Consider the following 15,197-nt stretch of genomic DNA (forward strand, 5'->3'; position numbering starts at 1 on the left):
GGATAGAGGAATGTCCCAACTAGTAACTGTGCGAGAATACTAAAGTTCACGAAAAGAATGGAGGGAGAAAATGGGGAATCGGTGTTTGTGGGCGCAGCGTAACGCACTTATGCAGGACTATCATGATAAAGAATGGTGCAGAGTGAGCTCAGATGATCGGTACATTTTTGAGATGCTGGTACTTGAAGGTGCACAGGCAGGATTGTCGTGGAATATCGTTTTATCAAAGAGAGACGCTTATCGCGAAGCGTTTCACCAATTTGACGTCGCGTATTGTGCGGAGCTAACGGACGAAGAGTTGTCTTTTATAAAAGAAAACTTTGCGGTGATCAAGCATGGGTCCAAACTTCAATCAGTACGAACTAATGCACTAGCCATTTTAGATCTCTCTAGAGAATGGGGTAGTTTTGCAGCATTTCTTTGGAGTTTTACAGATGGCAAGTCAATCGACAATAAGTGGGATACCGATGCGCAGATTCCTGCGCAGTCGGCTTTGTCTGTAAAGCTCAGTAAAGAATTAAAAAAACGGGGCTTTAAATTTGTAGGACCGGTAACGACTTATTCTTTTATGCAAGCTATCGGCATGGTCAATGATCATATTAAAAGTTGCGACTACCGGATGCGGAGTTAATGAAACACAACAAAAAACAGAGAAGTCGCACCATGCTTCTCTGTTTTTTTGTCATTTCACAAGGAATTTTTAGATAAATGAAGAATAGAGGTAGATAAGGGTGTTAGCATGACTGTAACAGAATATGCGAAGTTGTTAATCTCTTTCAGAAAGCTATTAAAACTAGTATAAAATAGTGAAATCAGACGAATTTAAAACAAAAAATTGAGTAGGACAAAAGAATTCCTATTGATTTTTGGCAAAAATTCCAAAGGTTTTTTTATCACCTAGAGATTGCGGTGTTTCTGGGGTAAACTGAGGTATAAGACACAACTCTTTTTGAACAAGATTTAGTGAGCTGTATGGTAAACCTTAAAGTCAAATTAAATACACACAGTCTAGCTGCATTGCAAAGTAGTTAGTTATTCTTTTCGAACTGGTCGATGCCCGAATTACTAGGGGGCATTTTAATGGTTCTCATCAGCACAATAGCTAAACGATAAAAAATAGACAAGGAGAGGATGCATGGTGTTGAACTTAAAATATTTGGATTTGTTAGCGCAAAAATACGATTGCGAAGAAAAAGTGGCTACCGAAATCATTAACCTCGAATCAATCTTAGATTTGCCAAAAGGAACAGAGCATTTCGTTAGCGATTTGCACGGAGAGTTTCAGGCATTTCAACATGTATTACGCAATGGTTCCGGAAACGTAAAAGTAAAAATAAAGGATTTATTTAAAAATGAACTGAGTGAAGAAGAACTAAACGAATTTGCGACTTTGGTTTTCTACCCTGAAGAAAAATTACAGTTGATTAAAAGCCATTTTAGCAGTAAAGCAGAATTGCAGGAATGGTACATAGAAGTTATCGAGCGGCTATTAAAATTGATTTCTTATGCTTCTTCCAAATACACACGCTCAAAACTGCGTAAAGCTTTGCCAAAACAATTTGTCTATATTATAGAAGAACTGCTATATAAGACTGACGAGTTTAAGAACAAAAAGGATTATTACGCCAAAATGGTGACACAAATCATTTCCTTAGGACAGGCAGACAAGCTAATTATTGGCTTGGCTTATACGACACAACGTTTAGTGGTCGACCATCTTCATGTAGTGGGTGATATTTACGACCGAGGTTCGGATCCGCATAAGATTGTGGATACACTTATTGATTACCATTCCGTTGACATTCAGTGGGGAAATCATGACGTACTTTGGATTGGAGCATTTGCTGGATCGAAAGTGTGCTTAGCGAATATTTTACGGATATGTGCGCGTTATAATAACCTAGATATTATTGAAGACGTGTATGGCATCAACTTGAGGCCGTTGTTGAATTTAGCGGAGAAATACTATGAAGACAATGTAGCTTTTCGCCCAAAAAGAATTTCAGATGAAAAAATGACAGAGCAAGAACAGTTGCAAATCACTAAAATCCATCAGGCCATTTCAATTATCCAATTCAAGCTGGAAAGCCCAATTATCAAAAGAAGAGCTTGTTTCGATATGACGGATCGCTTAGTGCTTGAAAAAGTTGATTATGAAAAAAATACGGCAACGATTCATGGAAACACGTATTCATTAGATGGAACGTGTTTTACGACCATTAATCCGGAACAGCCAGACGAATTGCTTGAAGAAGAAAGACAAGTTATGGACAAGTTACTTTTTTCAGTTCAACATTCAGAAAAACTAGCAAGACACATGAAATTTTTGATGAAAAAAGGGAGTCTTTATTTAAAGTATAATGGTAATTTATTGATTCATGGTTGTATTCCATTAGATGAAGACGGCAATATGGAGAAAATGGAGATCGAAGGGAAATCCTATGCTGGACGAGAACTGCTAGATGTCTTTGAACGTTACCTCCGTTACTCTTTTGCTCATCCGGAAGAAACTGATGACTTTGCGACAGATATGGTTTGGTATTTGTGGACCGGAGAGTATTCGTCACTCTTTGGGAAACGAGAAATGACTACATTTGAACGTTACTTTATCAAAGACAAAGAAACGCACAAAGAGCGCAAAAATCCTTATTATTATTTGCGGGAAGACGAGGAAATTTGTCGCAAAATATTGACGGAGTTTGACATGAATCCGGATTATGGACGTATTATTAATGGCCATACGCCTGTTAAAGAGCGAGATGGAGAAAACCCAATCAAAGCGAACGGCAAAATGCTGGTTATCGATGGAGGGTTTTCGAAAGCTTACCAATCGACTACAGGGATAGCCGGATATACGTTGCTTTACAACTCCTATGGCATGCAATTGGTCGCTCATCAATTGTTCAATTCAAAAGAAGAAGTTTTGCAAAATGGTACAGATGTACTATCAGCTAAGCGCTTAGTTGATGAAGAGTTAGAGCGTAAAAAAGTTAGAGAAACCAATATTGGAAATGGTTTGATGCAAGAAATTTTTAATTTAAACAGTTTGAGGGAATACCGCTACATGAAGTAACGACCGAGCAAAATAAAAAAGGAAGAGATTTAGCTAAAACGCTGTCTCTTCCTTTTTTAAATTTTTGACTAGAAAAATCAATTTTGTAGCAAAAACATCAGAAATTGTTAGCCGGCGCAATATTTTTTATGATAAGCTACAGAAATAATAGACGAATGAAATAGAGAAGTTTATCCAATGCAACTGGTATTCTTTACTTCATCAAGATTAAGAGTGGAGCGAATAGCCATGTTAAAAGAACAAAATAGATATTCCAGACTAGCAGAACTAACGAGAATTGTTAATACAAAGCTTGAATTGAGTGATATGTTGCAACATGTTTCGGTAGCCATATCAGAAGAAATTGTGCAATGTGACTCGATTGGTATATATTTACCTGATAGTGATGGAGTATTTAGCGCCGTAGCTGGGAAACCGCAATTCATCAACGGACAGTCTCTCACTTCACAGAAAATCAATTTTAGCACAGATCGATTTTCGCATGATATCGCAACTAAAAAGCAAGTTATTTACATTCCGGATACATCAGTAGATCCACGTCCAGATCCTGCAGCGATCGCCGCGTTTAACATTCATTCGCTGCTCGGTCTTCCCATTATTTATGAGCAAAATTTATTCGGACTGGTTTTTTTGTTTGATCGTGGAAAGCCGATGAATTTAACAGAATTGCAAATACAAAGTGTGGAAGCATACGTCAATATGGCAGCTGTTGCAGTTCAAAATGCCAATAATTTAAAACAAAAAGAGCAGCTGCTTGCTGAGAAACAATTGTTACTAGATGCTAACCGTGATCTTTCTAGATGTTCAACTGTGAAAGAAAGTTTGGACACTTGTTTTTATTATTTAGAAAAGGCTGTGAAGTGCAAAAATGTTGCAGTTTACTTAAGAAATCCCAATGATATGGAGACTATTTGTTTCAAAGAAATGAGCAAAAAATCCGAATGGACAGAATCCGAATGGGAAAATATACTAGACGAAATTCAGCCTCATGACGGCAAAGTAACAATTATTGAAGAAATATTTATCCAAAAGAATACCAAATTTATTCCGAGTGAAGACAACTGTCAATTACTTCTCATTCCACTTATTTCCAAAGGCGACGTTTTTGGCGTTGTCATGATCGCTTGTTTACTGGAAAATCTTCAATCAGATGAGAGATCGCAGGTCTATCTAGCACAGTCTATTATTGATACGACAGCACTTACTTATTCGAATTTAACTTATATGGATCAGTTAGAACTTCGTGTCCAAAGACGAACTAAAGAATTGGCAAATGCCAACGACAAAGTCACCAGTGTAATTGAAAGTATTATGGATGGTTTTTTTGCGCTAAACAAAGACTGGGAATTTATATACATCAATCAATACCAAGAACTGCCGATAGGAAAAACGGCTGAAAATGTACTAGGCGAGAAATTATGGTCTATTTTTCCAGATGATTTCAATAAGATTTTGTACAAAGAATTTTCTCAAGCCATGGTTAATAGAGAGCCCGTACATTTTGAAATTTCATCTACAGAAGACGGCTATTGCTACGATTTAGTTGCCTACCCTTTTGATGACGGCATTTGTTGTTTATGTAAAAATACTACAGAGAAAAAGAATTATGAGAACGAACTAAAGCGTTTATCCAATTTGGAATTGATCGGGCAGATGGCTGCAGGAATAAGCCATGAAATTCGAAATCCAATGACGACTGTTCGAGGATTTTTGCAATTACTTACCGACAACAATGAATTACAGAAATTCAATCCTTATTTTGATTTAATGATCGATGAATTGGACCGTGCCAACGCAATCATTTCGGAGTTTTTATCGATGGGAAATACCCGATCGTCAGATTTGGAGATGCAAAATTTAAATGACATCATCTACGACATCTCTCCGTTATTAAAGATTGATACGTTTAATCAAAACAAATTTATCGAATTTGAGACATTGGAAATTCCCGAATTATTATTAAACCGAGATGAAATTCGTCAATTATTAATTAATTTATGTCGAAATGGTTTAGAGGCGATGAAGCCAGAAAAGCTGCTGTCTATTCGAACGTATATAGAAGACGGAAAAAAGGTCGTACTTGAAATAGAAGATCAAGGTACCGGCATGGACAAGGAAGTCATGCAAAAAATCGGCACACCCTTTTATACAACAAAAGATAACGGAACAGGTTTAGGATTGGGTATTTCGTACGCAATCGCGGCACGTCATAAGGCAAAAATTGAAGTAGAATCTAGCGAGCAAGGAACCATTTTCTACGTTAAATTCCAATTTTGAAACTTAGTATTCTTGCTATAGCTTGTCGCAATAAAAGGAATAGAGCTGGCGATTTGTGTGGTCTGTTCCTTTTGTTGGAAGTTGTAATCTGCGATTGAAAGACAGAATAAACAGAAGGTAGAGAAACCAGTCTTATGGAAATTTGGGATTTAGTTGATGGAGCAAGAAAACCACTTGGCAAGAAACATGTCCGCGGTGAACTCGTGGAGCAAGATGAATATCATATTGTCGTTGAAATTTTAACACTCAATAAAGACGGAAAACTATTAGTTACTCAAAGAGATGAGGCAAAAACGTATCCATTGCTATGGGAATTTACAGGTGGATCTATTACGACTGGAGAAACCAGTCGAATCGGAGCAGTTCGTGAACTGGAAGAAGAAACAGGCATATTCGCTGAACCAAGCAAGTTGCATCACATTAGCAGCATGAAGAAACATCCTTATTATTTAGATAGCTATGTATGGAAAAGTCCAAATCTGCTCAACCTGACAGACTTAAAATTACAAGCAGGTGAGGTGTGTGGTGCTAAATTTGCAACGTTAGCAGAGTGGGAAGAAATGAACAGTCAACAATTAGTTATTCCGACCGTATGGGAGCGATATAAACGTCATCGTTGGTCAATAGAAAAAATAGCTGGAAATGAATTGTAAAGAGTTACTTTGGCTAAGTAAACTTATTCAGGTTCTATCTAAATTTAAGGAGTGAAGTTACATGGTTCTACGTAATGAAGATGAGACACCAGCTTTCTTACCTCCGAGTCATATCTTGTCTGCGGCAGCAATTGTTCTAAATGACGAAGGCGAGATATTACTGATAAAAGGACCACGTAGAGGATGGGAAATGCCAGGCGGACAAGTAGAAGAAAGAGAATCGCTTGAAATGGCTGCGATTCGAGAAGTAAAAGAAGAAACGGGTATTGATATTGAAATCCAGAAATTTTGCGGTGTGTTTCAAAATGTGGAAAATTCAATTTGCAATATGCTTTTTTTAGCAAAACCTGTCGGTGGTCAAGCAACAACATCTGCTGAAAGTCTACTAGTAGGTTTTTATCCAATTGCCGAAGCTTTGGCAATGGTTACTTGGGGAAACTTTAGAGAAAGAATTGAGTATTGTTTAGATGATCGTAAACAGCCATTTGTTATTGCCTTTTAATAAGGAACTAGCAATAGAAAAAGCCAAGAGCATCCAATCTGCTCTTGGCTTTTCTGGTTAATTGACTTTGATCATTCTTCGTCTTCAAGATCTTTAATCAGCTTTTTCATTTCGGCAATTTCTTTACGTTGTGCTTCGATAATTGAGTCTGCCAGTTCACGAACACGAGGATCTGAAATGTTGGCGCGTTCACTCGTCAAGTTAACATCTTCTACAAGTAGTTGGCTACGGACGAGCCATAGCGAAAGCGCGAATATAACTGCACTTCCTCCGAGAATCACGGTATTGGTTTTTTTGTTTTTGTACATTGGCCACATGAACAGCAGCATGACAATTGCCATCACCGATCCCATGATCAAGGCCATATAAACGCGAGTCTCACTGTAGAAAATAGGGTCAAGTTGAAAAACATTCAAGAACATTAACCAATACATCAAAAAAGTTGAAGTCAAAATCATTATACCGAATTTCGCATAAGCATTCACAAATAATTCTCCACCTTCTCTCGTGAGTCTGCTAACAAGCTGAACTTAGTATGTGTATACCTTCATTTACTCAGAATAAGCTCCATAAAAAATACACAATTGGTTAATTATCTAACCGAGTAAGCAAGTTACTGATTCAGATTAATTTAACTAGTATAAATTTTCAATGTGAATAATGGTATGCTTATTCTACTGATCTGATTTAAACGGAGGAGCAATAAATGGATATAACAACAATTCTTACCCAACTGAATGGAGACAAACTGGATTGGACGTGCACAGCTTTGAGTGGTGGAACAAGGAGTGAGGTTTATCTGCTTACTAAAGAAAATGACAAAGCTCATGTCCTCAAAATAAATAAAGCCGAAACAACTCAAGCAGAAGTAGATTTTTTGTCTACTTATCAGTCCATTCCCTTACTACCAGATCTCACGCTTGTCGATCCCGGTTTTCAGTTCATGGTCTATACACATATTCCTGGTGCGATTGCTACATCCTTTAACAGTAGTAAAAATAAACTTATGCAACATCTGGTTTCGGGTTTACTCAATCGCTATCAGCCTACTTCCACACACGAACAGTGGGGCTGGCAAGGGGCAACTGTGAGCACGTGGGAACAATTTTTAACAGCAGAAGTAGAAGCAGCAAAAGAAATGTTGGCGCCTTGTTTTAAAAGAGCAGGCCTACATATAGAAGCTCCGGTACCAACAAAGCGAGAACAAGCGAACTTGCAGCCAATTCCGTATTTGCTTCACGGTGATTGTGGATTTCATAACTTTTTAGTCAGTGAAGAACAATTAACAGGTATTATCGATCCAACCCCGATTTTCGGCTGGCCACATTATGATTTAATTTACGCTTTCTTTTCTTCACCGTATGATTTAACAAAAGAGGGATTTGATGCGGCAGCTGCCAAGTTAACTGTTAACACATCTAATACGAAGCAGCTCTATGAAGAAGTACGAATAGGGTTGTATCAACGGTTAGCTATTTGTTTAAAGCATCATCCAGCTGATTGGCTAGCTTATTTAGAAGTTTGGGATTACTGGACTGAAATCGTCGACAACCATTAGCAAACACTGAAGTAAACTAGTCTTTAACAAAAATAAACAAGAAACAACGCACCCTTAAAAAAGGAGAGTGGCACATTGAAAGACAAATTACTGTTCTCTTTTTTAGTCATTCTGACCACGGGTTTAATGGGTTCTTCCTTTGTAGTAGCTAAAATTGGCTTACTCTACATATCCCCCTTGTTATTAGCAGGCATCCGGTTTACGATTGCAGGTAGTATCATGATGTTGTTTGTCAGATTGTTTAAAAGAAATCACCCTCAAACTGTAACTACGTGGGGAAAAATCATCATTATCGGTGCCGTTCAAACTGCTGGTGTCATGGGTGCTATTTTTCTAAGCTTGCGAACCATCACTTCCGGCGAATCGGCTATTTTAACTTTTATGAATCCTTTGCTCGTGGTATTAATCGGTACACTCGCACTGGGTATGCGTTACCGAGTCATTCAATGGTTAGGCGTGCTTGTTGGCTTTTTGGGTGTTTTTGTGACAATGGGAAGTCATTTAGATCTTCAAATCGGTACCTTATTTGGATTTTCAAGCGCTGTTTTTTGGTCAGTCGGCACACTGTTGATTAAGAAATGGGGAGGCTCCATTGATATGTGGGTCTTGACCGCTTACCAGATGTTATTCGGAGGTATTATTTTACTGGTTGGCTCCTTTTTCTTGGAAGTCTCTTACCTTGTCATCAACCCGACATCTATTTCCATTTTATTGTGGCTCTCTATTCCAGCTTCAATTGTTCAAATTACTATTTGGTTTTATTTATTGCAAAAAGGAGATTCTGGAAAAGTGAGTGCTTTTCTCTTTTTAGCTCCTTTTTTTGGCATTGTATCCGGATGGTTCGTGTTAGGAGAAGATGTTGGATTGCCGCTTTTTATTGGGGGGAGTTTGATTTTTGCAGGGATTTTTCTTGTGAACTGGCCAGAAAAGCGAAGAGCCGTGAAAGTGCCCGTTACAAAAAATCTAGAATAATGATCGTATAAGAAAGGTCAATATATTGTAAGAGGCACAATTTAACGATGCCATTACGCGAAAGTCTCTAACTGACTAATTGAATACATATGAAAAACCCCTTGAAGGAGTTCACTTACGAGTGATTCCATTCAAGGGGTTTTATAAAGCTTATTTCAATTTGAAGTTAAATGGTGACTCGAAACTAATATCAAAATCACTCACAACAAAGTGACCCGCTTTTCCAGTTAAGTTTTGCTTCGTATGTCCAATGGTCAACACCAAACGATCCGTAGATAATTTGAACGAAGTTGGTTCTACAGGTACTTCAGTTCCATCTTCGAGAATCACCATAAATTCCAATAAGTCAGCTATTTCAGTAGCTGTGTAATCAGCCAATGCTGGTTCTGTTAACGTGACCGTAGTAGAAGTCACTGTAGTCACTTTAACATCAGCAACCTCTGGATAATATAACCAATCTGTAGTTGTTTCGATTGTTTTATAAAGCAAGTTTGCAAATTCTCCACGAGTAATTTGTGTATGTGTTCCATAAGTTGATGGTGTTTTACCGGCAGTAATTTGTGCGCCATACAATGACTCGATGTAAGGCTTAAATACGCCGCCTACATCAGAAAATGGTGTTTGCTGTTGGTATTCTTCTAATTCAAATGCTAAAGATAAAAACTTTGCCATCGCGCCTCGGCTTAACGGGGCTCCAGGTTGAAATTCAGTTGGAGTTACTCCAGATACAATTCCTACTTCTGCAAGAGCATTTACAGAGGCACGTACACGAGTATTCAGATCTTTAAATCCTGCATCTTTTGGATTTTCAATAGTTGAAAACAACGTATTTGCGAGGATAACAGCAGCGTCTCCGCGCGTCAAAGGATCATTGGTACCAAATTTCGTTGGGCTTTTTCCGTTAATAAGTTCTACCGCATATAAGAAATCTACTGCTTTTGCGTAGCGGTCTCCGACATCAGTAAAAGAATGTGAAGAAGTAGTTAATGCAGCTGATGCGGGTGAAGCAAGAGCGACGACAGCAAGTACGACAGCTGTAGTTGTGTATAAGAATTTTTTAATGTTCAATGATATATCCCCAATCTCAATATAATAAATGCAAATTACTAATTAATGATAAAATCAGATGCCCTTTCCGTTCAAATTATCAAACTGAAATTATTATAGCTTTATTACCTCTCTTTTGTATAGTAATTTTTTCAAAAAAACACGAATTATTAGTATAAAATTGTTGTCTAAATTAAAAACTATTCAAGACAATGTAAAATACTCAATTTAGAAAGAACTAGTTCAAAAAAATCCCCTAAAGTTATTCCATAGAATAACTTTGGGGGATAGAAATATCAAACGATAAAATACGTAAGAATCGACAGCAAAATTGACGTAATAGTCATGGCGGCGAGCGGCAGTAATGCACGTTCTCGCAAATCTCGCAAACTGACGTTCAAGCCGAGCCCGACCATTGCAGCCGTCAATAACCAGGTTGTCAATGTCGATACAAAGTCACGCAATGCATCGGGGAAAGGAATAACGGGACCAAAGACATAACTTCCTAAAATGCTCAACAAGATAAAGCCAAGCAAGAACCATGGAAATTCAATCTTTGCAGTTGTTTCTTCACCTTTGTTTTTGCGTTTCATCATAAAAATAAAGATAAAGCAAAGAGGGACAAGTAAAAAGACGCGCCCTAGTTTTCCAAGTAAAGCCATAGCTAATCCGTCTTCTCCAGCTGGCGCACCTGCTAATGCAACATGGGCGATTTCATGCAGGCTTATGCCGACCCACATGCCATATTCAATGTCGTCAAGCGGTAAAAAAGGACGAATAACTGTATAAGAAATCGCGAATACTGTCCCCATTAACGCAATAATTCCAACCCCAATAGCTGTATCTTCGTCTTTTGCTTTAATAATTGGTGCAATCGCTGCAATCGCAGCTGCTCCGCACACGCCGGTACCAACACCAAGCAATAACGAAATGGTCTTATCGGCTTTAAAGCGTTTCGCTAGCCATACCGTCATTAAAATAGCGAAAGTAATAACACCAAGATCACGCACTAAAAGCCAAAGTCCATCACTTAAAACTGTATCAATGTTTAATTTTAGTCCGTATAAGATAATGGCAACACGCAATAAACGTTTGGACGAAAATGTGATACCTGAACGAATGGCATTCGGATAACCAAAAATCTGACGGTAGAAAACCGCAATGATAATCGCGCAGGCTAACTGACCAATTTGATCAAATCCAGGTACTTGTGCTAACAGATATCCGAGAAAAGCAATTAAAAATGTGAATGCCACGCCGCCTAACCAAGCAGTTTTAGGGGATGACGAATTCAAGTTGAAACGATTTAATTTTTGATAATAAGCAGACATGATAAAACCTCCTGTAGTAAGTATAGAAAAGCACTATACATTAGTAAAATAAATAAGTAGAATAGTGATAATAAGTAAAACTGTATGTAAGAGTGGAGGATAGAGATGGATCAACGATTGGAAGTATTTCTCAAGGTAGTTGAAAAGAAAAATTTTTCCAAAGCAGCCGAAGCGTTGCATATGACACAACCTGCCGTTAGTCAGTATATCCGGTCATTAGAAGAATTGACAGGGGTCAAGTTGTTAGAACGAACCAATAAATACGTCAGGTTAAACAAAGCAGGCGAAATTGTTTATCATCATGCTATTGAAATCAAAGAACTTTATACAAAAATGAATCACCTTCTTGAAGACTTGACTCATAAAGCCAGCGGGTCGATTGCGATCGGGGCTAGTTATACATTTGGAGAATACTTATTACCACGCATTATTGCAGAAGCAAAAGAACAATACCCAGACATTAAACCAACTGTGACGATTGGCAACACAACAACGATTGCAGCACTTGTACTCAGTCATCAGTTAGATGTGGGGATAGTAGAAGGTCATTTTAAAGAGGTGCCAGAATTGAAAACCGAACCATTTGCAGAAGATCGAATGGTAGTCGTTGCTTGTGCAGATCATGTGCTAACGCGCCAACAGAAGTCAATTACCATGCCAGACTTAATAGAAGAAACATGGATTTTAAGAGAACTTGGCTCGGGTACGAGAGAAGCAGCTGAAAATGTCTTCAAGCAATTTTCAATGTCTCCACAATCCATTATGCATTTCAGTAGTACACAGCCAATCAAAGCGATGATTGAAGCTGGTATGGGCATCAGTTTACTATCCGAGTGGGCGATTCAAAAAGAGCTGCGTTATGGCGATTTAAAAATCTTAAACATTAAAGAAATGCCGTATACCAGAGACTTTTCAATTGTCACGAGATCACCTTTTCAAACAAAAGCACTTTCTGCTTTTCTTGATTTATTGAGAAGACACAGAGGATTGAACGATTTCAAAATTCGTTAGAGAGAGTCGTGATTTAATAGCAAAGATAGCTGTAAGTAAAAAAATGATTCTGCAGCTAATCGCAGAATCATTTTTGTTACTTAAATTAATTGATAATATTGATTTGCTCTTTATTGACGAGTGGATACGCAGTCAATTGAGCACCATCCAAATCTTCGTTGTTCATTTGTACGGCCGTAATTTGGCTATTTTCATAAGTTGTGTAATAATAAATTCCTTTATCCACATTGCAACAAGAAGAATAAATCGTGTATTCAAATTTTCCTTCGTCTGCTTCGCACAACCCTTTTGCATAGGCGACCGATTTTAAGAGATGAAAAAATTGACCGACGCTTTCTGCTTCTGAACTACCCGCTACCGAATTTGATTTCGCAAAAGCCGCTCGGACAAAGCGAGAAGGTGACGATAAGTCTCCCGGAAGCCCAAGTCCTCCCATGCCAAGGCTGTGTATACCCAGCTCTAGTTGTGAGGAAAACGTATTTGCAGGTGTAGTTGTAGAGAGATGGCGGTAGTTTGTTAAATTCAGCAAGTGATAATCAAAAGGCGGGTTGTTTGTCAGCACGCCCACTGGGTTGTCGTAAATCTGTAATCCTTCCGCTACCGATTCCACAACAATGGACTGGGTTTGATCTGCAATGATCCAATGGAGCGGCGACAGCGGTAAGTCCTCACTAAAATTAATGTTCACAAGGTTCAAGTTTGCTAATAGCTTTTTTGCATCTGTAATCGATGCGCATTGCCCAAGAATCCACGGGATAAACTCAAATGGAGACACATTGTCTTTGCCTTCTACTGCTGAAAAGAAATACGCATTGTCCGGAAAGTTTAACCCCGCCATGCTCAACCCTTTTTCATTCGTAGCATCAAAATAAAAAGGATAGTTGTCCACTACAACCGCCATCCCAATCAAAGCGTAATGATGTGGTACAGCCTTCACTTTTCTAAATTCAAATGGGAAATGTCTAGGTGTGATCGTGACCGATTCACCATACGATAAATTCAAATCCAAGTTACGCCCAAAATAATGATCTTTCGTTGAATACGTTAGGGATGTGCACATAGCCATGACCTCCTCGTCGTTAAAGTTCAATTTTACACGGTTCGTTTTAGTTAGTCCAAAATAAAAGTGATTCATACAATTATAGAAAAAACGTGTTTTCATCCATTCTATCTTAAACAAATCAGACCGCAAAAGTAGCTGTAAACATGCGAACGTTCATAACGGATTTCGATATGTTTACGAATGGTTTAATTTCCAAAATTAGCTAGCTATCTTCTTGTGGTATATGTATATTTGAAGTAACAATTAATGGATTCCCAGTTTTCAAATGAAAATTTTGTTAGCGACCTACGCTTAGAACCAATCCTTTTTATTGCTAAAGACTTTCAAGTCGTCCAAGTTGATATTGAACATCGTCTTTTATAAAAAAGGGAAGCCATCAGTTTCCTAGTAGTTTATCCTACTGGTTCATTTTAACTATAAAATTTGGGTGCAATAAACCATCCTATTATATAGCTGAGTCTTTTGATTGAAGAACATATAATAGCGCAAGCCATTAAATGCAACAGATGTTTAGAAAAGTTACATCTAAACCTATGATATCGGGCCCATTAGCAACTTAAAGCCCGAGAATCATGAACAGGATGTTTTGTTTTGGTTATCGGATGTAATGGGTCCAGCTTTTTGGCAAGAAGATCGAGATGCGAAAAATAATACGCGTTGAAAGCGATTGAGAACGATGGAAACAAAATGTAGCTGAAGATGAAGTAAGTTACATTCAAAATCCGAAGAATAAATCGAGGAGGTGAACTTTATGAATTACAATGCTTTTTTGTTTGCTGGAGTCGCAGGTATATTGACTTTAATTCTTATCGTTTCGAATATGCCTCTGAGCGCCCTTATAATTACTAATATGTTATTAGCTTTAATTGCTGGTCAATTAACTGGTAAAAACTACAGGGAATAATAAGATTAATGTTCTTTAAAATTCTCCATTGCTAAAAAGCTATACTTTATGCTCACTAGACTGAGAGCTTAGCAATTAGTCACCTCCTGTAACCAATAGATTGTACTGTACGTCTAAAGTTGAGCTAAGGAGGAGGATGAAGATGAAATCCAAATTATTATTTTTAAGCATGCTAATGATTGTTGTATTAGCTGGTTGCTCTCAAGAAAAGGAAGCTACAGAAAACGAAAAAAACATGAGTGATTCTGTGGGAAATGTAAAATATACTGAAAAAAAACCTCCTCAATTAAAAATAGAAGTGAATGAAGAGGAGTTTTCTGCTGCTTTAGGTGGTTATGCCTGGAGTTACTTTGATCAAGAAGAAAATTCTATGGTTGAGATAGAGGCAGAAGCTATCGGTGTTTCTGAATTAGTTGGTGATCGAAACGGGCCAATCGTAAATACAAGTACATCCATTGAACTTCAGTTTGAGGAAGAACCAATCTCTTACCAGGTTAATATTTGGGATTCTACAGATAATCTAAAAGGTTCTTTCAAAGATGTAGTGCTGGATGGACAAAGTGGGAAAACAATCTATGAAGTTGTCGCCACTTGGGAACGAGGAACAGGATATTATGTTTTCCCTTTAACTATTAAATAGGCACTCTCACCATTAATTCATGTTATTGTTTATTTTTTGAGGTTCTTACGCTTTTTTGGTGAAATTGATTGTGACCTTGAGTAAAAAATCAGGCCATTATTTCAAAATAGTTACCACTGGTAAAGAATCCGATTCTTCAATACTTGAAATCCAGCTCGTCCATACA

14 protein-coding genes are annotated in these 15,197 nt (G+C 37.8%); 10 read left to right on the top strand and 4 right to left on the bottom strand.

The window, feature by feature from the left end; translation table 11 throughout:
* Positions 1–70 precede the first annotated feature (70 nt).
* The 5 genes from QMF37_RS11715 to QMF37_RS11735 all read left to right on the top strand — a co-directional run bounded on the left by QMF37_RS11715 (position 71) and on the right by QMF37_RS11735 (position 6,505).
* Entirely contained in the window at positions 71–631 is a 561-nt protein-coding gene (locus tag QMF37_RS11715) for a DNA-3-methyladenine glycosylase I (RefSeq protein WP_071154031.1), read from the top strand.
* A gap of 510 nt (positions 632–1,141) precedes the next feature.
* The gene (locus QMF37_RS11720) at positions 1,142–3,073 is read left to right on the top strand and encodes a fructose-bisphosphatase class III (RefSeq protein ID WP_058386910.1); all 1,932 of its coding nucleotides are present in this window, start codon (positions 1,142–1,144) and stop codon (positions 3,071–3,073) included.
* A gap of 228 nt (positions 3,074–3,301) precedes the next feature.
* Positions 3,302–5,350: a GAF domain-containing sensor histidine kinase gene (locus QMF37_RS11725; protein WP_283478379.1), complete on the top strand. Its 2,049-nt coding sequence runs from the start codon at positions 3,302–3,304 to the stop codon at positions 5,348–5,350.
* A 134-nt stretch (positions 5,351–5,484) separates the two neighbouring features.
* Positions 5,485–6,003, top strand: a complete 519-nt coding sequence (locus tag QMF37_RS11730) for an NUDIX hydrolase (RefSeq protein WP_283478380.1) — start codon at positions 5,485–5,487, stop codon at positions 6,001–6,003.
* A gap of 61 nt (positions 6,004–6,064) precedes the next feature.
* The gene (locus QMF37_RS11735; RefSeq protein ID WP_071154033.1) at positions 6,065–6,505 is read left to right on the top strand and encodes an NUDIX hydrolase; all 441 of its coding nucleotides are present in this window, start codon (positions 6,065–6,067) and stop codon (positions 6,503–6,505) included.
* A gap of 71 nt (positions 6,506–6,576) precedes the next feature.
* Here QMF37_RS11735 and QMF37_RS11740 read toward each other — a convergent pair whose 3' ends face one another.
* The gene (locus QMF37_RS11740) at positions 6,577–6,990 is read right to left on the bottom strand and encodes a DUF305 domain-containing protein (protein WP_283478381.1); all 414 of its coding nucleotides are present in this window, start codon (positions 6,988–6,990) and stop codon (positions 6,577–6,579) included.
* A 221-nt stretch (positions 6,991–7,211) separates the two neighbouring features.
* Between QMF37_RS11740 and QMF37_RS11745 the strand changes: the two genes are divergently transcribed.
* Together QMF37_RS11745 and QMF37_RS11750 are read left to right on the top strand one after the other, a co-directional pair.
* Positions 7,212–8,063 (top strand): aminoglycoside phosphotransferase family protein, encoded by an 852-nt coding sequence (locus QMF37_RS11745; protein ID WP_283478382.1) that lies wholly within the window; start codon positions 7,212–7,214, stop codon positions 8,061–8,063.
* Between the two features lie 75 nt (positions 8,064–8,138).
* On the top strand, positions 8,139–9,035 hold the full coding sequence (locus QMF37_RS11750) for a DMT family transporter (protein WP_283478383.1): 897 nt from the start codon (positions 8,139–8,141) through the stop codon (positions 9,033–9,035).
* Positions 9,036–9,185: 150 nt separating this feature from the next.
* Here QMF37_RS11750 and QMF37_RS11755 read toward each other — a convergent pair whose 3' ends face one another.
* Both QMF37_RS11755 and QMF37_RS11760 read right to left on the bottom strand, forming a co-directional pair.
* Positions 9,186–10,103 carry an S-layer homology domain-containing protein gene (locus QMF37_RS11755; RefSeq protein WP_283478384.1) on the bottom strand — a complete coding sequence of 306 codons (918 nt, stop codon included), beginning with the start codon at positions 10,101–10,103 and terminating at the stop codon, positions 9,186–9,188.
* A gap of 275 nt (positions 10,104–10,378) precedes the next feature.
* Positions 10,379–11,413 (bottom strand): YeiH family protein, encoded by a 1,035-nt coding sequence (locus tag QMF37_RS11760; protein ID WP_071154037.1) that lies wholly within the window; start codon positions 11,411–11,413, stop codon positions 10,379–10,381.
* A gap of 105 nt (positions 11,414–11,518) precedes the next feature.
* Between QMF37_RS11760 and QMF37_RS11765 the strand changes: the two genes are divergently transcribed.
* Complete coding sequence (locus tag QMF37_RS11765) at positions 11,519–12,424, top strand: LysR family transcriptional regulator (protein WP_071154038.1); 906 nt, start codon at positions 11,519–11,521, stop codon at positions 12,422–12,424.
* 85 nt (positions 12,425–12,509) lie between these two features.
* Here the strand turns inward: QMF37_RS11765 and bsh are convergent, their stop codons facing one another.
* Complete coding sequence (gene bsh, locus QMF37_RS11770) at positions 12,510–13,484, bottom strand: choloylglycine hydrolase (protein WP_283478385.1); 975 nt, start codon at positions 13,482–13,484, stop codon at positions 12,510–12,512.
* Positions 13,485–14,238: 754 nt separating this feature from the next.
* Between bsh and QMF37_RS11775 the strand changes: the two genes are divergently transcribed.
* Entirely contained in the window at positions 14,239–14,391 is a 153-nt protein-coding gene (locus QMF37_RS11775; protein WP_156423921.1) for a hypothetical protein, read from the top strand.
* Between the two features lie 142 nt (positions 14,392–14,533).
* On the top strand, positions 14,534–15,031 hold the full coding sequence (locus QMF37_RS11780) for a hypothetical protein (RefSeq protein ID WP_071154039.1): 498 nt from the start codon (positions 14,534–14,536) through the stop codon (positions 15,029–15,031).
* Positions 15,032–15,197 lie beyond the last annotated feature (166 nt).

It is taken from the genome of Planococcus sp. S3-L1, from assembly GCF_030063085.1.
Lineage (GTDB): Bacteria > Bacillota > Bacilli > Bacillales_A > Planococcaceae > Planococcus > Planococcus kocurii.

Excerpts from the sequence above, each read along its gene's own strand:
- QMF37_RS11715 (WP_071154031.1), top strand. The coding sequence starts at position 71 with ATGGGGAATCGGTGTTTGTGGGCGCAGCGTAACGCACTTATGCAGGAC.
- QMF37_RS11725 (WP_283478379.1), top strand. The coding sequence starts at position 3,302 with ATGTTAAAAGAACAAAATAGATATTCCAGACTAGCAGAACTAACGAGA.
- QMF37_RS11730 (WP_283478380.1), top strand. The coding sequence starts at position 5,485 with ATGGAAATTTGGGATTTAGTTGATGGAGCAAGAAAACCACTTGGCAAG.
- QMF37_RS11735 (WP_071154033.1), top strand. The coding sequence starts at position 6,065 with ATGGTTCTACGTAATGAAGATGAGACACCAGCTTTCTTACCTCCGAGT.
- QMF37_RS11745 (WP_283478382.1), top strand. The coding sequence starts at position 7,212 with ATGGATATAACAACAATTCTTACCCAACTGAATGGAGACAAACTGGAT.
- QMF37_RS11760 (WP_071154037.1), bottom strand. The coding sequence starts at position 11,413 with ATGTCTGCTTATTATCAAAAATTAAATCGTTTCAACTTGAATTCGTCA.
- QMF37_RS11765 (WP_071154038.1), top strand. The coding sequence starts at position 11,519 with ATGGATCAACGATTGGAAGTATTTCTCAAGGTAGTTGAAAAGAAAAAT.
- bsh (WP_283478385.1), bottom strand. The coding sequence starts at position 13,484 with ATGTGCACATCCCTAACGTATTCAACGAAAGATCATTATTTTGGGCGT.
- QMF37_RS11775 (WP_156423921.1), top strand. The coding sequence starts at position 14,239 with ATGAATTACAATGCTTTTTTGTTTGCTGGAGTCGCAGGTATATTGACT.
- QMF37_RS11780 (WP_071154039.1), top strand. The coding sequence starts at position 14,534 with ATGAAATCCAAATTATTATTTTTAAGCATGCTAATGATTGTTGTATTA.